This window comes from Pseudomonas sp. LAP_36, assembly GCF_019456785.1.
Taxonomy (GTDB): domain Bacteria; phylum Pseudomonadota; class Gammaproteobacteria; order Pseudomonadales; family Pseudomonadaceae; genus Aquipseudomonas; species Aquipseudomonas tritici.
The window spans coordinates 197,643-216,354 of the sequence record NZ_JAHZMS010000009.1; the positions used below are offsets into that span (position 1 = coordinate 197,643).

Genomic DNA, 18,712 nt, shown 5'->3' on the forward strand with positions numbered 1-18,712 from the left:
AATCAGGTGACTGAAACACCGCCTTCGCGAGCAAGCCCGCTCCCACATTGGATCAGCGGTGTTGCCCAAATCTGTATTACGAAACCAGGCTAGCCTTGACCAGCTTGGCTTGCTCGTCCGCATGGTACGACGAACGCACCAGCGGCCCCGACGCGACGTTCTTGAAGCCCATCTTGTAACCTTCCTCGGCGAACCAGGCGAAGGTGTCCGGGTGCACGAAACGCTGCACCGGCAAGTGGCTGCGGGACGGTTGCAGGTACTGGCCCAGGGTCAGCATGTCGATGTCGTGTTCGCGCATGCGCTGCATGACTTCGATCACTTCTTCGTCAGTCTCGCCCAGGCCCAGCATCAGGCCGGATTTGGTCGGGATGTGCGGCATCATTTGCTTGAATTTCTGCAGCAGGGTCAGCGACCACTGGTAGTCCGAACCCGGGCGCGCGGCCTTGTACAGGCGCGGCACGGTTTCCAGGTTGTGGTTGAACACATCCGGCGGCTCGGCAGCGGTGATTTCCAGCGCCACGTCCATACGGCCACGGTAGTCCGGCACCAGGGTTTCGAGCATGACGTTTGGCGACAACTTGCGGATTTCGCGGATGCAGTCGGCAAAGTGCTGGGCACCGCCGTCACGCAGGTCGTCGCGGTCAACCGAGGTGATCACCACGTACTTGAGCTTAAGGTCGGCAATGGCAATGGCCAGGCTTTCCGGCTCGTTGACGTCCAGTGGCTTCGGACGGCCGTGGCCCACGTCGCAGAACGGGCAACGACGGGTGCAGATGTCACCCATGATCATGAAGGTGGCGGTGCCGCCAGAGAAGCACTCGCCCAGGTTCGGGCAGGAGGCTTCTTCGCACACGCTGTGCAGCTTGTGTTTGCGCAGCAGGGCCTTGATACGGTCGACTTCCGGCGAAACCGGGATGCGCACGCGGATCCAGTCAGGCTTCTTCGGCAGTTCGGTGGTCGGAATGATCTTCACCGGGATGCGTGCAACCTTCTCGGCGCCGCGCAGCTTGACGCCGGCTTCCACCTTGGCACGCGGGGCCGGGGCCGCACGGTCGGTAACGTCCACCGTCGGGATCATGGTTTGCACTGCATCAGTAGTCATAATCAGTCGATTCCGCCCGTAAGGGTCGTCTGCTCAGCATAGTCGAGGTGTTTGACGAGCTGCTCACGCAGCCGGGCACTTACCTCGGCAAATTTAATCGGTGTGGCGTGGTCGCTCAATTGGGTCATCGCCAGCCCGGCGTAGCCGCACGGGTTGATCCGTCGAAACGGCGCCAGGTCCATGTCCACATTCAGGGCCAGGCCATGAAAGGAGCAACCGTGGCGAATTCGCAAACCGAGGGACGCGATTTTCGCGCCATCCACATACACACCGGGTGCATCGGGCTTGGCCGCAGCGGTCACGCCGTAACTGGCCAACAGCTCGATCAGGCAAGCCTCCATGCGGCTCACCAGGTCGCGTACGCCAAAGCCAAGCTTGCGTACGTCCAGCAGCAGATAAGCCACCAGCTGACCGGGACCATGGTAAGTCACTTGGCCACCTCGGTCGACCTGCACCACCGGAATATCCCCCGGCAGCAGCAAGTGCTCGGCCTTGCCGGCTTGGCCCTGGGTGAACACCGGCGGGTGCTCCACCAGCCAGATTTCATCCGGGGCCGAGCTGCCGCGCTCATTGGTGAAGCGCTGCATGGCGTGCCAGACGGGCTCGTAGTCCATCCGGCCGAGCTCGCGAAAGCCCAGGACCTGTGACATCACAACACCATGTGCACGAAGCCAGTGGCCCGCAGTTCACTGTTGATGTCGTAGAGCTGGTCTTGACCGGTCGCAACGATGTGCAACTGGATCGTGGTGTATTTGCCTGTGGAGCTGGAACGCTCGTCCACACGCTGGTCATTGATCGTCGCGTGCTTGCGCACAATCTCGAGGATCAAGTCTTTGCGGCCTACGCCGGTGTCGCTGATGATCTTGATGGGATAGTCCACCACCGGGAATTCGATCTTTGGCGCCTTTACTTCGGTATCGGTCATGGCGTAACGGCCTCGTAAGCGTAAGCCTTGGCGACAACAAAGCCCCGCGTCGGATCAACGCGGGGCTTTGCGGATGCACACTATCAGTTGAACAAGCCGTAGAAGAATAGACGGATGCTATCCCACACGCGGCGGAAGATACCACCTTCGTCGACGGCGTCCAGGGCGATCAGGTCGGCGCTGTGCACCACCTTGTCGTCCAGCTTCACTTCGACTTTACCGATCACATCGCCCTTGGCGATTGGCGCAACCAATTGCGGGTTCATGGTCATGCTGGCAGCGAGCTTTTTCAGCTGGCCTTTAGGCATGGTCAGGGTCAGGTCTTCAGCCAGGCCGGCCTTGACTTGGGAGGTAGCGCCCTTCCAAACCGGCGCGGTCGCCAGCTCAGCACCCTTCTGGTAGAAGGTCTGGGTTTCGAAGAAGCGGAAACCGTAGGTCAGCAGTTTTTGCGTCTCGGCCGCACGGGCCTGCTCGCTGTTGGTGCCGAAGACCACGGCGATCAGGCGTTGGCCGTCACGTACAGCAGACGACACCATGCAGTAGCCGGCTTCGTCAGTGTGGCCGGTTTTCAGACCGTCAACGGTCTTGTCGCGCCACAGCAGCAGGTTGCGGTTAGGTTGCTTGATGTTGTTCCAGTAGAACTCTTTCTGGGAGTAGATCGCGTAGTGCACCGGGTCGACACGAATGATCGCGCGCGCCAGGATCGCCATGTCGTGGGCCGACGAGTAGTGCTCTGGGTTCGGCAGGCCGGTCGGGTTCATGAAGTGGCTGTTGGTCATGCCCAGGTCAGTCACCGTCTTGTTCATCATGTCGGCGAACGCGTCTTCGCTGCCGGCGATGTGCTCGGCCAGGGCGACGCTGGCGTCGTTACCGGACTGGATGATGATGCCGTGCAGCAGGTCGCTCACAGTCACCTGCGAACCGACCTTGATGAACATCCGCGAGCCGCCGGTACGCCAGGCGTTTTCGCTGACGGTCACCGGATCGTTCTCGCCGATCTGGCCGCGACGGATTTCCAGGGTCGCGATGTAGGCGGTCATCAGTTTGGTCAGGCTGGCCGGTGGCAGGCGCTGGTCACCGTTGCTCTCGACCAGCACGTTGCCACTGGCGGCATCCATGAGAACCCAGGACTTGGCGGCCAGTTGCGGGGAAGCCGGCACCATTTCAACGGCCCAGGCGGCCGGGGTGATGATCAGCGAAAGAAGCAGGCACGTGCGTTTGGCTAAGGTGGTGATGTTCATCCGTCTCTCGAAATTGCTTATGGAAACTTGCCCTCGCGGGCAAAACTTATTCAGACAGCCCGTTGCCAGACTGTCGCGTATTCGGTTGCCCGCTCACCCCTTGCCCCTGGGTTTTTATTGTCAAACGAGCCAACAACCACAGCCCTGACCCGCGCACGAGCCAGAACCATCAATTCTCTATTATTCGGCGGTAACCACACTGGGTTGCCCCAGGTTGGCCATGCGCACGCTGTTCTGAACTTGCGCGACTTCGCTCGGCGAGCCTATCGGCCCCATCCGTACGCGATGCAGGGTCTGCTGGTTACGCACGATGGAGCTGATGAACACCGGCGCGTTGACCATGCCGCTCAGCTTGGACCTTAACAGTTCTGCCGCATCCGGGTTGGCGAAAGCGCCGACCTGCAGGTATTGCCCGCCCGCTGCGGCAGCGCCTGGCGCAGCCCTGGGTACGACGACGGTGTCCGGAGCATGCTGCTGCGGCGGCGGCGTCCACTGCTCGATCTTGCCCGTTGAGGCAGTCACTTGCGGTTGCTGGGTTTGCGGTTCATTGAGCATCAACGGCGCTGGCTTGCCACGCTGGGCCCAATACTGCGCAGGGTCGATACCTTCGACTTTCACACGCGCGGTACCGGTTTCGGCGTAGCCGAGTTTCTTCGCGGCGGCGTAGGACAAGTCGATGATGCGGTCCGAATAGAACGGCCCGCGGTCGTTGACCCGCAGGATCACCGTGCGGTTGTTGTCCAGGTTGGTCACGCGTACATAGCTGGGCAGCGGCAGGGTCTTGTGGGCCGCGCTCATGCCGTACAGGTCATACACTTCGCCGTTGGCGGTGTTCTGGCCATGGAATTTGGTGCCATACCAGGACGCTGTACCCGATTGGACGTACGTCTTGGATTCCTGCAGCGGGAAGTAATTCTTGCCCAGCACGGTATACGGGTTGGCCTTGTAAGGCCCGGTGTGCAGGGTCGGCGTGGCGTCCGGGATCTTCGATACATCGACGTCCCACCACGGCGCGCCGTCTTTGTGTGCGCGGTTGATGTCCAGGCCCGGCTGGGCACGGACGACTGCGCCGCCGGACTTTTGCGCCGGCGCGCGGCTGTTGGTGGTGGAACAACTGACGACCAGCAGGGACAACGCGGCGAACGCCACCAGCTTGAGCGGTTGATTGAACGGCGATGCCCGCATTACTTGTTGCCCCGTGCTTGGACCAGCATGTCTGACAGCTGATGCACGGCCATGGCGTACATCACACTGCGGTTATAACGCGTGATTGCGTAGAAATTCTTCAGGCCCATCCAGTATTCCGGACCGTTTTCGCCTTCAAGGCGGAACGCCGTGACCGGCATATCAGCAGGCAGCGCATTCTGACTCGACCAGCCCAGCGCCTGCAACTCCCCGACCGTCTTGGCCGGCTCAATGCCTTGGGTCAGGCCTTCGTCGGCGCGGTCCCCCGTGACATCGGCGCGGATCACCACCGGTTCGCCGCCCACCCAGCCATGACGCTTGAAGTAGCTGGCCACACTGCCGATGGCATCGTCCGGATTGCTCCAGATATTGATATGCCCATCGCCGTCAAAGTCCACGGCATAGGCGCGGAAGCTGCTCGGCATGAACTGCGGCAAGCCCATCGCCCCCGCGTAGGAACCTTTGAGGCTCAGCGGGTCGACCTGCTCTTCGCGGGCCAGCAGCAGGAATTCGCGCAGCTCCTTGCGGAAGAAGTCGGCGCGCGGCGGGTAATCGAAGCCCAGGGTCGACAAGGCGTCGATCACCCGGTAACTGCCAGTATTGCGCCCGTAAAAGGTTTCGATGCCAATGATCGCGACAATGACCTGGGCCGGCACACCGTATTCCTGCTCGGCGCGGGCCAGCACTGCCTCATGCTGACGCCAGAAGTCCACACCCCGCGCCACGCGGGCGTCGGTGAGGAACATCGGGCGATATTCCTTCCACTGCTTCACGCGTTCGGCAGGGCGAGAAATGGCGTCGAGGATCGCCTGTTTTTTCTGGGCCTCGCGGAACACGCCCATCAGTTGCTCACCGGCGAAACCATAGTCGCGGGTCATTTCACCGACAAACTCGGCGACCTGGGGTGAACCATCGTAGTCACCGGCCTGCGCCTCTTGCGTTGCGCCCAGCAGCCCAATCAGGCCCATCCAGGACGCATGCCGAGTCGCCCAGCCGCGCATTACTTGCATTGACATCTTCACCTTATTCAAACCTGTGCGATCCATTTGCGATGCGTATGAATCGACATCAAAACCCCAAACGCTGACATCAATGTCACCAGCGAAGTTCCGCCGTAGCTAATGAACGGCAACGGCACCCCAACCACCGGCAACAGGCCACTGACCATACCGATGTTGACGAAAACGTAAACAAAAAAAGTCATGGTCAGGGCGCCGGCCAGCAATTTGCCGAACAACGTCTGCGCCTGCGCGGTGATCACCAGGCCGCGACCAATCAACAGCAAATAGATCAGCAGCAGCGCGCAAATGCCCACCAGGCCGAACTCTTCGCCCATTACCGCAATGATGAAGTCGGTGTGGCTCTCGGGCAAAAAGTCCAAGTGCGACTGAGTGCCCAGCAACCACCCCTTACCAAATACACCGCCGGAACCGATGGCGGCCTTCGACTGGATGATGTTCCAGCCGGTGCCGAGCGGGTCGCTTTCAGGGTCGAGGAAGGTCAGGATTCGCTGCTTCTGGTAGTCATGCATAAAGAAGAACCACATGGCCACGGCCACGGGCACGGCGGCAGCCAGCACGCTGAGGATCCAGCGCCAGCGCAAGCCGCCCATGAACAGCACGAAGGCACCGCCCGCCAGGATCAGCAGTGAGGTGCCGAGGTCGGGCTGGCGCACGATCAGCACAAACGGCACGCCAATCAGGATCAGGCTGATCCCCACGTGTTTGAGCTGCGGCGGCAAGGTGCGCTTGGACAAGTACCAGGCGATGGTCGCGGGCATCAGAATCTTCATGAATTCCGACGGCTGGAAGCGAATCACCCCCGGAATGTTGATCCAGCGCGTCGCGCCCATGGCGTTGTGGCCCATCACGTCCACTACCACCAGCAGCAGCACCCCGGCGACGTAGCCCAGCGGCACCCACCGCGCCATGAACCGTGGCTCAAGCTGGGCGATCACGACCATCGACAACAGGCCCAGGCCGAACGACGACGCTTGCTTGATCAGCAGGTCCCAGTTCTTGCCGCTGGCCGAGTACAGGACGAACAGGCTGCCGGCAGCCAGGGTCAAGAGGAGGATCAGCAACGGGCCATCAATGTGCATGCGTTGCAGCAACGTCGCACGGCGACGCATCACGTCCTCGCTGGAGAGGATGCGGTCAAAATTACTCTTCACGGGCCGTAACCTCGGTGCTTGAAGGGGGGCCGCCATATTCGGGCTTGAGCCTGCCGTCGTCGGCCAACAGCCAGGCGTCCATGATCTGGCGCACCACCGGGGCCGCGACGCCGGAGCCGGATTCGCCGTTTTCGACCATCACCGCCACCACGATTTTCGGATCGTCCGCCGGCGCGAAGCCGACAAACAAGGCGTGGTCACGGTGGCGCTCCTGAACCTTGGAGCGGTCATATTTCTCGCCTTGCTTGATCGCCACCACCTGCGCGGTACCGCTCTTGCCGGCAATGCGGTATTGCGCGCCAATGGCCGCTTTGCGCGCAGTACCGCGGGCGCCGTGCATCACTTGCTGCATGCCGTGATTGACCTTGGTCCAGTCCGACGGGTCACGCAGCACAATGTCGGGGATCGGGTTGTCATCCACCGGCTTTTCGCCTTCGATGGTCCGGGCCAGGTGCGGACGGTTCCAGATGCCTTTGTTGGCCACCAGCGCCGTGGCCTGCGCCAGCTGCAGCGGCGTGGCCTGCATGTAGCCCTGGCCGATGCCGAGGATCAACGTCTCGCCCGGGAACCACGCCTGGCGGCGGGTTGCGCGCTTCCACTCGCGCGACGGCATCAAGCCCGGGGACTCTTCGAACATGTCCAGGGAGACTTTCTGACCGAGGCCGAACTTGCCCATATAGGTGGATAGGCGATCAATCCCCAGCTTGTGGGCCAGGTCGTAAAAATAGGTGTCGTTGGAGCGCATGATCGCGGTGTCCAAGTCGACATAGCCGTCACCGGTGCGGTTCCAGTTACGGTATTTGTGATCGTAGTTGGGCAGCATGTAGTAGCCAGGGTCATAGACTCGGCTGGAGGCCGTGACCACGCCCGCGTCCAGACCCGCAATCGCCACCGCCGGCTTGATTGTCGAACCCGGCGGGTACAGGCCGCGCAATACGCGGTTGAATAGCGGCCGGTCAATGGAATCGCGCAACTCGGCGTAAGCCTTGAAGCTGATGCCCGTCACAAACAAGTTGGGGTCGAAGCTTGGCTGGCTGACCATCGCCAGCACTTCACCGGTTTTCGGGTCCAGCGCGACTACCGCGCCACGGCGACCGCCCAGGGCCATCTCGGCGGCTTCCTGCAACTTGATGTCCAGGCTCAGGACGATGTCCTTGCCCGGCACCGGGTCGGTGCGCTTGAGTACCCGCAGCACACGGCCGCGAGCGTTGGTCTCGACTTCTTCGTAACCCACCTGGCCGTGCAGTTCTGGCTCGTAGAAACGCTCGATGCCTGTCTTGCCGATATGGTGGGTGCCGCTGTAATTGACCGGATCGAGGCTTTTCAGCTCTTTCTCGTTGATTCGCCCCATGTAGCCGACAGAGTGCGCAAAATGCGGCCCCTGCGGGTAGTGCCGCACCAACTGCGCCACCACTTCCACACCCGGCAGACGGAACTGGTTCACCGCGATCCGGGCGATCTGCTCTTCGGTCAGCTCAAACAGGATCGGCACCGGCTCGAATGGCCGGCGCCCCTGCTTCATGCGCTTTTCGAAGATCACGCGGTCTTCCGGGGTCAACTGCAGCACCTCGACGATCACATCGAGGATCTGCTGCCAATCACCGGAACGTTCGCGGGTCATGCTCAGGCTGAAGCTGGGCCGGTTATCCGCGACCACCACGCCATTGCGGTCGAAAATCAGCCCACGGGTCGGCGGAATCGGCTGCACATGCACCCGGTTGTTTTCCGACAGCGTGGAGTGATAGTCGTACTGGATCACCTGCAGGAAATACAGGCGCGCAATCAGCACCCCGATCAGCCCCACCACCATAAAAGCGCCGAACACGACCCGAGCGCGTACGAGACGTGCGTCTTTCTCGTGGTCCTTGATGCGGATCGGCTGGGTCATCGAAAGAGGCGCAGATTATTTGTGATAAGGGTGCCCGGACAGAACTGTCCAGGCGCGATACAGCTGTTCACCGATCAGGATTCTTACCAACGGGTGCGGCAGCGTCAGCGCTGACAACGACCAACGCTGGTCCGCCCGCGCACAGACTTCCGGCGCCAGCCCTTCGGGGCCGCCCACCATGAAGTTGACCGTACGCGAATCCAGGCGCCAGCGATCCAGTTCCACCGCCAATTGCTCGGTGCTCCAGGGTTTGCCGTGCACTTCGAGGGTGACGATGCGCTCGTTGGGGCCGACCTTGGCCAACATGGCTTCGCCTTCCTGACGGATAAAGCGCGCCACGTCGGCATTCTTGCCCCGGGTATTCAGCGGTATTTCCACCAGTTCAAGCGACAGCTCAGCGGGCAGACGCTTGGCATACTCGTGCCAGCCTTCTTCCACCCACTTGGGCATGCGTGAACCGACAGCGATCAGACGCAGGCGCACAGCCGTTCCTTATTCCTGGTCTTTGTTCAGCTTGTCGAAGTGCGCGTGGCCCACTTCCGGGCTGTGGTGCTTGCCATCGGCGGCACGGCTCTGCTCGGCGCCTTTCCACAGACGTTCCAGGTCGTAGAACTGGCGAGCGTTGGAGGTCATCATGTGTACGATCACGTCGTCCATGTCCAACAGCACCCAGTCGCTGTCGCCCTTGCCTTCTTCACCCAGCGGCTTGACGCCTTGTGCTTTGACGGCTTCGCGAACCTTGTCCAGCATCGCGCCGATCTGGCGGTTGGAGGTACCGGTGGCGATGATCATGTAGTCGGTGATGCTCTGCTTGTCGCGCACGTCCAGCACTTGGATGTCCTGGGCCTTGACGTCTTCCAGGGCCGCCACGGCGACTTTTACCAGCTCTTCGCCAGCCAGCTCAGGGCCAACGTGGGCTTCTACTGGCAGCGGGGCGCTTTTGAAGGTGCCTTTGCGCTTAACTTTGCTTACGTCTTTGTTCGTCATATAAAACTCGTTTTGCTCGTATGTACGGGCGCTCGCTGTACGACTGTGCGTACGTTCAAGCGCGCCTTTTCAGTTCGACGCACGGTAAAGCCCGTGCGCATCGATGTAGGCCAGGACCGCGTCAGGCACCAGGAAACGTACCGACTTACCGCTGGCCAGCAGTTGACGGATCTGGGTGGCGGACACCGCAAGCGGGGTCTGCCAGACGAATGCAATATTCCCGTTCGGCCCGGTCAGGGCCAAGGGGTCACTTACCGACCGCGCGGCCAGCAGGTTGCGCAAGGCATCCGGCGGTTCGCTGTCGGCATCCGGGCGTTGCAAAACCAGGATGTGGCAATGCTGGAGGAGTTCCTCCCAGCGATGCCAAGAGGGCAGGCCGCAAAAAGCGTCCCAGCCCAAAAGCAGAAACAACTGGTCATCCGCGGCCAACTCGGCGCGCATCAGCTCCAGGGTGTCAACAGTGTAGGACGGTTTATCGCGCTTGAGCTCATGGTCGTCCACCACCAGCGGCGAGATACCTTCCACGGCCAGGCGCACCATTTCCAGGCGCTGCTGCGGCGACACCTGCGGCGTATCGCGATGCGGCGGCCGGGCGTTGGGCATCACCCGCAACTCGTCCAGCGCAAGGGCATCCGCGACTTCCAGGGCGCTGCGCAAATGGCCGATGTGCACGGGGTCGAAGGTACCGCCGAGCAGCCCGATGCGTTTAGCCATCAAGTGCGCACATGACCGTCGCCGAACACCACGTACTTCTCGCTGGTCAGGCCTTCCAGCCCAACCGGGCCACGGGCGTGCAGCTTATCAGTGGAAATACCGATCTCCGCCCCCAGGCCATATTCGAAGCCGTCGGCAAAACGCGTCGAGGCGTTGATCATCACCGAAGCGGAATCCACTTCGTTGAGGAAACGCCGCGCATCGCTGAAATGCTCGGAAACAATGGCGTCGGTGTGCTTGGAACCGTAGGTGTTGATGTGCTCGATGGCCTCGTCCAGGTCATCGACGATCTTGATCGACAGGATCGGCGCCGTGTATTCGGTGTACCAATCCAGCTCGGTCGCTTCGATCACGTCCGCGCCCAGCAGCGCTCGGGTACGCACACAACCACGCAGTTCCACGCCCTTGTCGCGGTAGATGGCAGCCAGCGGCGGCAGCACGCGCTCGGCAATGCCGACGTGCACCAGCAGGGTTTCCATGGTGTTGCACGGGGCGTAGCGGTGAGTCTTGGCGTTGTCGGCGATGCGGATCGCCTTGTCGATGTCGGCGGCGATGTCGATGTACACGTGGCACACGCCGTCCAGGTGCTTGATGACTGGCACCTTGGCATCGCGGCTGACGCGCTCGATCAGGCTCTTGCCACCACGTGGCACGATCACGTCGACAAATTCCGGCATGGTGATCAGCGCGCCCACGGCGGCACGGTCGGTGGTTTCCACCACTTGCACCACTTCGGCAGGCAACTCGGCCACGGCCAAGCCCTGCTGAATGCACGCTGCAATGGCACGGTTGGAATTGATCGCCTCGGAACCGCCACGCAGGATGGTGGCGTTGCCGGACTTGAGGCACAGGCTCGCGGCGTCGATGGTCACGTTCGGACGCGACTCATAAATGATGCCGATCACGCCCAGCGGCACGCGCATCTTGCCGACCTGGATGCCGGACGGCAGGTAACGCATGTCGCGGATTTCGCCGATGGGGTCAGGCAGCTTGGCCACCTGACGCAAACCTTCGATCATGTCGTCGATACGTGCCGGGGTCAGCGCCAGGCGGTCCAGCAGGGCTGGCTCCAGGCCATTGGCGCGGCCGTTGGCCAGGTCCAGTTCGTTGGCAGTGGCGAGCTCGGAGCGCGAAGCATCCAGAGCGTCGGCGGCAGCCAACAGGGCACGGTTCTTCTGCGCAGTGCTCGCACGGGCGATCAACCGCGAGGCCTGACGGGCAGCGCGACCCAGGCGGGTCATGTAGTCAAGAACGGACTCAGTCATGGTCAGGGAGTCTTGGCAGGGAGGAAAGCGGCAGATTATAGCTGTGACGCCGCCCGACTGACAGCGGTGAGGGGCGGATGGTCGAAATGAACTGTAAAAATCTGGGGTTCAGCGGTAATTAAGGTGGGAGTTGTTATGATTCCGTCACATTTAGCCGTATTTACCCTGACTGCCATGCCCAGCTCATCACCCCTACTCCCCGCCAGCCCCCTGCCCGACAGCTTCTTCGACCGCGATGCGCAAATTCTTGCGCAAGCATTGCTCGGAAAAGTCATCCGCCATCGTGTCGGCGAAACCTGGCTTTCGGCACGAATTATTGAAACCGAAGCCTATTACGTGGCCGAAAAAGGCAGTCACGCTTCATTGGGCTACACAGAAAAGCGTAAGGCATTGTTTCTGGATGGTGGTCATATCTACATGTACTACGCCCGTGGTGGCGATTCCCTGAACTTCAGCGCTCATGGACCGGGCAATGCCGTGTTGATCAAATCGGCGTATCCGTGGGTCGACGCGTTGTCCGGCCCTGAAAGCCTGGCGCAGATGCTGTTGAACAACCCGAATGCCGACGGCAGCCCGCGCGCCGCTCAAAAGCTGTGCGCTGGCCAGACCTTACTGTGTAAAGCCTTGGGGCTGAAAGTGCCGATGTGGGATGCCAAGCGCTTCGATCAGGAGTTGCTCTACGTCGAGGATGTGGGCCAGGCGCCGACTCAGATCATCCAAACCACCCGCCTGGGCATTCCCAGCGGCCGTGATGAACACTTGATGTACCGCTTTGTGGATGCCGGCTATGCGCCTTATTGCACACGGAACCCGCTGCGCCGGGGCCAGGTCGAAGGTCGCGATTATTTTTTGATTGATTGAACACAAAAACCGGCAGCACAGCAGATCCCATGTGGGAGCTGGCTTGCCTGCGATCGCGGCGGATCAGGCAACTGAAATGTTTGCCTAAACACCGTCATCGCAGGCAAGCCTGCTCCCACAGTTTGATCTCTAGTGTTTGGGGTTATGGATTACATAGATGGAGTGGATTGTATGGGCCAATGGCTCGATAGCATTACCGGCTGGTTGACCCTCAACCCCGAATGGCTGGCGGTGGCGGTGTTTATCGTCGCCTGCGTGGAGTGTCTGGCCATCGCCGGGCTGATCGTGCCTGGCACGGTATTGTTGTTTGCTATTGCCGCACTCGCCGGCAGCGGCGCGCTGTCCCTGAGTGAAACCTTGCTGCTGGGTTTCCTGGGCGGTCTGCTCGGTGACGGGGTTTCCTACTTTCTGGGTCGACATTTCCACCAGAACATCCGGCGCTTGCCCGGCTTGCGTCACCACCCTGAATGGATGAACGGCGCTGAAACCTACTTCCACAAGTACGGCATTGCCAGCCTGCTGGTCGGACGCTTCATCGGCCCATTGCGCCCTATGCTGCCGATGGTGGCGGGCATGTGCGACATGCCATTTCCGCGCTTTGCGGTGGTGAGCATCGTGGCGGCAGCGGGCTGGTCGGTGGCCTATCTGCTGCCGGGATGGGCGACCGGCGCCGCCTTCCGCTTGCCTCTGCCCGAGGGGTTCTGGCCTGAGGCCGCAGTGGTCGCAGGATGCCTGGCCGTACTGATCGGGCTGAGCTTGAACAGCAGCTTGCGCGGCCATCGTCGCGCTACCTTGTGGATTGGTTGCGCCAGCCTGGTGCTGTTGATCGCGCTGTTTATCGGCTACCACTCTCTGGACAACTTCGACCATGGCCTGACCGCCCTGGTGCAGGAGCATCGCAGCCCTTGGCTGGATGAAGTGATGGTGCGCATCACCCAACTGGGTGAATTCAAGAAGATGTTTTTCGCCAGCGCCGTGTTCACCGGCCTGCTGCTATTGGCACGCCAATGGCGCCATGCGGTGTTTGTCGGCGTAACGCTGGCCGGAGCGGCGGTGATCAACACCGGGACCAAGCTGTTTTTCGCTCGCGGACGGCCAGAAATCCTGACAGACCCTTTGACCAGCTTCAGCATGCCCAGCGGCCATGCGTCCGGCGCGTTCGCGTTTTTCCTGGCCCTGGCGATCCTGGCCGGTCGCGGGCAACCCACACGGCTGCGCCTGACCTGGATGCTGCTGGGCTGTATTCCGGCTGCATTTATTGCGCTGTCGCGGGTCTACCTCGGCGCCCATTGGCCCACGGACATCCTGGCCGGCACACTGCTGGCGATGACGGTGTGTGCGTTCAGCCTGGCCATCAGCGAGTACCGAAGCCCGCTGCCCGCCATGTCACAAAAAACCTGGTGGCTGCTGTTGCCGGCGCTGATTGCGGTGCTGAGTTTCATCGCACTCACCGGCACGCCGCATGCTCTGCTGCGCTACGCCTATTAAGTGAACAGCTCACCCTGCAACTCATCGAGCAGCATCTGGATCGCATCCAGGCGCTGCTGCGGGTCGTCGAGTTGCAGCAGGTCGATCTTGTCGGCGTCGGTGAAGGGCAGCAGATACGCCAACTGATTGCCCAAGGCTTGCTGCCCCTCGGCGTGCGCATCCATGTCCAGCGAAGCAACCAAGGGGTGCTCGGCCAACGCCTGCAGCAGCGCCAGCAGGTCGGCGTCCTCTTCTTCCAGCGGTTGGTCTGGCAGTTCTTCGAGCCATTGCACGTCGGCCACCAGCAATTGGTCTCTCTGCACGCCCGCATCCCGTACGCGGAACCTGCGGCCGCCTTCGACTCGAATCCCCAGCAGGCCGTTGTCCTGCTGCTTGAAGTCGCGAATCAGCGCTTCACAGCCGATCAGCGCGTAGCCGTCCGGCGCCATGCCCACTTCCCTGCCGTCGAGGATGCACACCACGCCGAAGCTTTCGCCCTTTTTCATGCAGCGGCTGATCATGTCCAAGTAGCGCGCCTCGAACAGTTGCAGGTCGAGGGTGCAGCCAGGGAACAGCACGGTATTGAGCGGGAACAGCGCCAGACTCATAAAAGGTTTCCTTAAACCCGATTTAAACGATCACCGACACAGCCAGCGGCAGGAACACCGCCGTGGCTACGCCCATCAGACTCATGGCCAGCGCCGCAAAGGCGCCGCACTCTTCGCTTTCCTGCAGGGCCACCGAAGTGCCGACGGCGTGGGCAGTCATGCCCAGGGCCATGCCACGCGCTTCGGGGCTGTACACGCCCAAGCGTGAAAGCAGTGACGGGCCGACCATCGCCCCCACCACCCCGGTGATCAGCACAAACACCGCCGCCAACGCCGCCACGCCGCCGATCTGCTCGGCCACCAGCATGGCAATCGGCGAGGTCACCGACTTGGGCGCCATGGTCATCAACATCATGTGCTCGGCGCCAAACCACCAGCCCAGCAGCACACACAGGCCGGTGGCCAACACCCCGCCTACCACCAGCGTAGTAAAAATCGGCCAGAACAATTGGCGAATCCGTCGCAGGTTCAAATACAGCGGCACGGCCAGCGCCACCGTCGCCGGGCCGAGCAGGATGCCCATGATCTCGGTGCTCTTGCGGTATTCGGCGTAGCTCAGGCCACAGGAGAGCAACACGCCGATCACCAACAGCATGGAGACCAGCACCGGTTGCAGGAAGACCCAGCGGGTTTTCTCGAACCCTGCCAACACCAGTTGATAGGCACCGAGGGTGATGCCAATGCCGAACAAGGGGTGATGAATCACCGCCGTCCACGCGCCCTGCCAGTCGAAGGTCATTGGTCCTTCTCCTTGCGCTTGACCATCTGCTGCATCAGCACGCCGACAAACGCCATGGCGGTCACCAGCGACAATACCAGCGCGCCGACAATCGCCCAGAAATCAGCGGCAATGTCCTTGGCATACACCATTACCCCCACAGCCGGCGGCACCAGCAGTAACGGCAGGTAACGCAACAGGCTGCTGGCCGCCAGGCTCAGGGGCTCGCCGACTTCGCCGCGCCACACCAGGTAACCCAGCATCAGCAACAGGCCGATGATCGGCCCCGGCAGTACCGGCAGCAGCAAATGATTGAGTGCCGTGCCGATCAATTGAAACAGCACCAACCATGTCAGACCGCGTAACAGCATCCGTTTTCTCCCCCCTCAAAACGTATCGGCATTATAAGCATGCCCGCCGTATGCTCAGGCATTCGCCAAAAGCATGGTGGGTTGACCCGACCTGTTGCCCATGATGATCTACATTGAAGTTCGCCTACTGATAAAAACCGATGAACCAAGGAGAGACGCAATGCCCTATGTACCCGTAGCGCAGCTCAACGATTATGTCGGCAAGGAACTGGGACGTTCCGAATGGCTCACCATCGACCAGGCGCGCATCAACCTGTTCGCAGAGGCCACTGGCGATCATCAGTTCATCCACGTCGACCCGGTCAAGGCCGCGCAAACACCGTTCGGCAGCACCATCGCCCACGGTTTCCTGTCGTTGTCGCTGATGCCCAAGCTGATGGAAGACATCCTGATCATGCCTGAAGGCCTGAAGATGGCAGTCAACTATGGCCTGGACAGCGTGCGCTTTATCCAGCCGGTGAAGGTTAATTCCAAGGTGCGCCTGAACGTGACCCTGACCGACGTCACCGAGAAAAAGCCTGGCCAATGGCTGTTCAAGGCCACGGCCACCCTGGAAATCGAAGGCCAGGAAAAACCCGCCTACATTGCCGAGTCGCTGTCACTCTGCTTCGTGTAAGCCTTGCCTGTGGTGGGGGGTAAAACCTCACCACAGTGTATGTAAATTTATGTATGAAACTCGCGGCTGCGGCATACTCGGCGCTCAATTACCCGGATCCCGCTATGCGCCCACTCGCTCCCCTTGCCCTTGCCCTGTTGCTCACCGCTTGCGGAGACGGCGAATCGCTGTTTCCGCCCGATGCGCGCCTGCCCGACGGCGGCCGTTACCGGGGCGATGTGGTCAATGGTTTGCTGCAAGGCCAGGGCCGTGTGGACTACCCCAATGGCAGCTGGTACGCCGGCCAGTTCGACAAAGGTCAATGGCACGGCCAGGGCGAATGGCATGGCAGCAATGGCGAAGTCTATAAAGGTCAGTTCAAACAGGGTCTGTTCGACGGCCAGGGCAGCCTGACCACGGCGGGCAGCCACTATGTGGGCGGTTTCAAGAATGGGCGACGCAACGGCGAAGGCACCCTCAAAGAGGGGCAGATGACCTATCGCGGTGAATTCAAGGACGACCAGTATTCCGGCCTCGGTCGCCTGGAACTGGCCGACGGCAGCCAGTACCAGGGCCAGTTTGCCCACGGCAAGCCGAATGGCGAAGGCCAGCGCAACGATGACAGTGGCAACCAGTTCAGCGGCCATTTCGTCGATGGCCAACTGGAAGGCAACGGCACGTTCAACAGCGCCGACGGCGACATCTATGTCGGCCAGTTCAAACAGAACCAGCTCAACGGCAAGGGCCGCTATGAGAACGCCGACGGCGACGTGTGGATCGGCCAGTTCAAGGAAGGTGCGCTCAGCGGCAAGGGCGAATTGATTGGCGTCGATGGCAGCCACTATGTGGGTCAGTTCAGCGACTGGCGCTTTACCGGTGAAGGGCGCCTGAACCTCACCGACGGCAGCTTCTATATCGGCGGCTTCGACAGCGACAGCTATCAAGGCAAAGGCACCCTCGTCCTCACCGATGGCACCGTACAGGCCGGCACGTGGGTCAATGGCATGCGCGTGCGTGATGCCGACGGCAAATTATTGCCCGACCCACTGGAAATCGGTGTGCTGGCCCAGGGCCGCCTGCTGGATACCGCCCTCGCCGAAGTGCCCGCCTCCACGCCCGCCGTGGAGCTGTACACCCTGGCTGTGGCCGGTGACGGCAAACAGAGCGTGTTCCTGCGCGAGGCCGATTACGTCAGTAACCTGCTCGCAACGCGTTTCGGCGCGCGTGGGCAGATTCGCCTGGTCAATCACCGCGACCACATCGCCGACCGCCCACTGGCCACCCGCGAAAGCCTGCGTCGCGCCGTGCAAACCCTGGCCGAACGCACCGGGCCGGAAGACTTGGTGTTTATCTACATGACCAGCCACGGCACCCACGAACACGAACTGGTGCTGGACCAACCGCGCATGGAGCTGGCGGACCTGCCTGCCGATGAACTGGCCGCCGTGATGGCGCCGTTGAAGAACCGCGACAAGATCGTGGTGATTTCCGCCTGCTACTCCGGCGGCTTCATCCCGGCACTGAAAGATGAGCGCACGCTGATCATGACCGCCTCGCGGGCCGACCGTGTGTCCTTCGGTTGTTCCGAGGAAGCCGACTTCACCTACTTCGGCGACGCCCTCTTCGCCCAAGCCTTCAACCAGACCGACGACCTGCAGCAAGCCTTCAAGCTGGCGCAACTGCATGTGGCCGAGCGCGAGCAGGCGGACAGCTTCGAAGCCTCCGAGCCGCAGATCTGGGCTCCCAAGGGCGTCATCGCCCATTGGCAATTATTACGTAAGCAGCAGGCACGAAAGGCGCTCGAAAGCGTCTCAATGAATAGCAAGGAAGCCAAAGGCAACTAAGCTGTAACGTGTAACAAGGGGGAAACACCATGTACCTGACTCCGCAGCATATCTTGCTCGCTGGCGCCTCTGGCCTCACCGGCGAACACCTGCTCGACCGCCTGCTCAACGAACCCACCGTGACCCGCGTGCTGGCACCCACCCGCAAGCCACTGGCCGAACACCCGCACCTGGAAAACCCGGTGGGCGACCCGGCGGTGTTCCTGCCGCAACTGAGCGGCCAGGTGGATATCGCCTTCTGCTGCCTGGGCACCACCATCAAACAAGCGGGCTCCGAAGCCGCCTTCCGCGCGGTCGACCTGGACATGGTCGTGGCTTTCGCCAAACGCGCGCGGGAACTGGGCGCGCGGCACCTGATCGTGATCAGCGCGATTGGCGCCGACCCGAAATCTTCGATCTTCTACAACCGCGTCAAAGGTGAAATGGAAGAGGCGCTGAAGGCCCAGGATTGGCCACAACTGACCATCGTGCGCCCTTCGCTGTTACTCGGGGAAAGGCTGGAGCCGCGCTTGGCCGAACAACTGGCCGGACCGTTGTCGCGACTGATTCCGGGCAAATACCGCGGCATTGAAGTGTGCGAACTGGCCCGCGCCATGTGGCGCCTGGCGCTGGAAGAGCAGGATGGGGTGCGAGTGGTGGAGTCAGATGAGTTGCGCAAGCTAGGCAAGTAGTTCTGCGGTGAACACAAGGGCCTCATCGCGGCATAGGTATCTACACATCTTGAGGGAGCCCTCTGCGTAGCAGCTGTCGAGCCCCGGCGAGGCTGCG

At 61.4% G+C, this 18,712-nt stretch carries 20 protein-coding genes; 5 read left to right on the forward strand and 15 right to left on the reverse strand.

Annotated features, from left to right (window positions below; all coding sequences use genetic code 11):
* Nucleotides 1–76: 76 nt before the first annotated feature.
* The 12 genes from lipA to JBO08_RS24435 all read right to left on the reverse strand — a co-directional run bounded on the left by lipA (nucleotide 77) and on the right by JBO08_RS24435 (nucleotide 11,480).
* Nucleotides 77–1,078: a lipoyl synthase gene (gene lipA / locus JBO08_RS24380; protein WP_162490596.1), complete on the reverse strand. Its 1,002-nt coding sequence runs from the start codon at nucleotides 1,076–1,078 to the stop codon at nucleotides 77–79.
* A 26-nt stretch (nucleotides 1,079–1,104) separates the two neighbouring features.
* Complete coding sequence (gene lipB, locus JBO08_RS24385) at nucleotides 1,105–1,752, reverse strand: lipoyl(octanoyl) transferase LipB (protein WP_065891171.1); 648 nt, start codon at nucleotides 1,750–1,752, stop codon at nucleotides 1,105–1,107.
* Entirely contained in the window at nucleotides 1,752–2,027 is a 276-nt protein-coding gene (locus JBO08_RS24390; protein ID WP_065880412.1) for a DUF493 domain-containing protein, read from the reverse strand. Before JBO08_RS24390 ends, lipB begins: the two co-directional genes overlap by 1 nt.
* A gap of 83 nt (nucleotides 2,028–2,110) precedes the next feature.
* Nucleotides 2,111–3,268, reverse strand: coding sequence for a D-alanyl-D-alanine carboxypeptidase family protein (locus JBO08_RS24395; RefSeq protein WP_065873680.1), 1,158 nt, complete (start codon nucleotides 3,266–3,268; stop codon nucleotides 2,111–2,113).
* Between the two features lie 180 nt (nucleotides 3,269–3,448).
* Complete coding sequence (locus JBO08_RS24400) at nucleotides 3,449–4,453, reverse strand: septal ring lytic transglycosylase RlpA family protein (RefSeq protein ID WP_065873681.1); 1,005 nt, start codon at nucleotides 4,451–4,453, stop codon at nucleotides 3,449–3,451.
* A complete protein-coding gene (gene mltB / locus JBO08_RS24405) occupies nucleotides 4,453–5,463 on the reverse strand; it encodes a lytic murein transglycosylase B (protein ID WP_065880414.1) in 1,011 nt (336 codons plus the stop codon). Before mltB ends, JBO08_RS24400 begins: the two co-directional genes overlap by 1 nt.
* Nucleotides 5,464–5,480: 17 nt before the next feature.
* Nucleotides 5,481–6,584, reverse strand: a complete 1,104-nt coding sequence (gene rodA, locus JBO08_RS24410) for a rod shape-determining protein RodA (protein WP_049713470.1) — start codon at nucleotides 6,582–6,584, stop codon at nucleotides 5,481–5,483.
* A 31-nt stretch (nucleotides 6,585–6,615) separates the two neighbouring features.
* Nucleotides 6,616–8,514, reverse strand: a complete 1,899-nt coding sequence (gene mrdA / locus JBO08_RS24415; protein ID WP_065873683.1) for a penicillin-binding protein 2 — start codon at nucleotides 8,512–8,514, stop codon at nucleotides 6,616–6,618.
* A 15-nt stretch (nucleotides 8,515–8,529) separates the two neighbouring features.
* Entirely contained in the window at nucleotides 8,530–8,997 is a 468-nt protein-coding gene (gene rlmH / locus JBO08_RS24420; RefSeq protein ID WP_003176297.1) for a 23S rRNA (pseudouridine(1915)-N(3))-methyltransferase RlmH, read from the reverse strand.
* A gap of 9 nt (nucleotides 8,998–9,006) precedes the next feature.
* Nucleotides 9,007–9,501 (reverse strand): ribosome silencing factor, encoded by a 495-nt coding sequence (gene rsfS, locus JBO08_RS24425; protein WP_003237041.1) that lies wholly within the window; start codon nucleotides 9,499–9,501, stop codon nucleotides 9,007–9,009.
* A gap of 69 nt (nucleotides 9,502–9,570) precedes the next feature.
* The gene (gene nadD, locus JBO08_RS24430; protein ID WP_049711370.1) at nucleotides 9,571–10,215 is read right to left on the reverse strand and encodes a nicotinate-nucleotide adenylyltransferase; all 645 of its coding nucleotides are present in this window, start codon (nucleotides 10,213–10,215) and stop codon (nucleotides 9,571–9,573) included.
* On the reverse strand, nucleotides 10,215–11,480 hold the full coding sequence (locus tag JBO08_RS24435) for a glutamate-5-semialdehyde dehydrogenase (protein ID WP_065880415.1): 1,266 nt from the start codon (nucleotides 11,478–11,480) through the stop codon (nucleotides 10,215–10,217). Before JBO08_RS24435 ends, nadD begins: the two co-directional genes overlap by 1 nt.
* Before the next feature lie 174 nt (nucleotides 11,481–11,654).
* Between JBO08_RS24435 and JBO08_RS24440 the strand changes: the two genes are divergently transcribed.
* Both JBO08_RS24440 and JBO08_RS24445 read left to right on the forward strand, forming a co-directional pair.
* A complete protein-coding gene (locus JBO08_RS24440; RefSeq protein WP_065873735.1) occupies nucleotides 11,655–12,341 on the forward strand; it encodes a DNA-3-methyladenine glycosylase in 687 nt (228 codons plus the stop codon).
* Between the two features lie 171 nt (nucleotides 12,342–12,512).
* Nucleotides 12,513–13,829: a bifunctional DedA family/phosphatase PAP2 family protein gene (locus JBO08_RS24445; RefSeq protein WP_065873685.1), complete on the forward strand. Its 1,317-nt coding sequence runs from the start codon at nucleotides 12,513–12,515 to the stop codon at nucleotides 13,827–13,829.
* On the opposite strand, the gene JBO08_RS24450 is transcribed toward JBO08_RS24445, so the two are convergent.
* From JBO08_RS24450 to JBO08_RS24460, 3 genes are read right to left on the reverse strand one after another with little or no spacing between them, the layout of a single operon-like run.
* Nucleotides 13,826–14,416, reverse strand: a complete 591-nt coding sequence (locus JBO08_RS24450; RefSeq protein WP_065880416.1) for an LON peptidase substrate-binding domain-containing protein — start codon at nucleotides 14,414–14,416, stop codon at nucleotides 13,826–13,828. The genes JBO08_RS24445 and JBO08_RS24450 overlap by 4 nt on opposite strands.
* A gap of 22 nt (nucleotides 14,417–14,438) precedes the next feature.
* On the reverse strand, nucleotides 14,439–15,155 hold the full coding sequence (locus tag JBO08_RS24455; protein WP_065873687.1) for an LrgB family protein: 717 nt from the start codon (nucleotides 15,153–15,155) through the stop codon (nucleotides 14,439–14,441).
* On the reverse strand, nucleotides 15,152–15,505 hold the full coding sequence (locus JBO08_RS24460) for a CidA/LrgA family protein (RefSeq protein ID WP_065873688.1): 354 nt from the start codon (nucleotides 15,503–15,505) through the stop codon (nucleotides 15,152–15,154). Before JBO08_RS24460 ends, JBO08_RS24455 begins: the two co-directional genes overlap by 4 nt.
* A gap of 160 nt (nucleotides 15,506–15,665) precedes the next feature.
* Here JBO08_RS24460 and JBO08_RS24465 point away from each other — a divergent pair, with 160 nt between their 5' ends.
* The 3 genes from JBO08_RS24465 (at nucleotide 15,666) to JBO08_RS24475 (ending at nucleotide 18,615) form a co-directional block, all read left to right on the forward strand.
* Nucleotides 15,666–16,121, forward strand: a complete 456-nt coding sequence (locus JBO08_RS24465; protein ID WP_049711364.1) for a MaoC family dehydratase — start codon at nucleotides 15,666–15,668, stop codon at nucleotides 16,119–16,121.
* A 104-nt stretch (nucleotides 16,122–16,225) separates the two neighbouring features.
* Entirely contained in the window at nucleotides 16,226–17,944 is a 1,719-nt protein-coding gene (locus JBO08_RS24470; protein ID WP_220075041.1) for a C13 family peptidase, read from the forward strand.
* 29 nt (nucleotides 17,945–17,973) lie between these two features.
* Nucleotides 17,974–18,615 carry an oxidoreductase gene (locus JBO08_RS24475; RefSeq protein ID WP_049711362.1) on the forward strand — a complete coding sequence of 214 codons (642 nt, stop codon included), beginning with the start codon at nucleotides 17,974–17,976 and terminating at the stop codon, nucleotides 18,613–18,615.
* The last annotated feature ends 97 nt before the right edge of the window (nucleotides 18,616–18,712 follow it).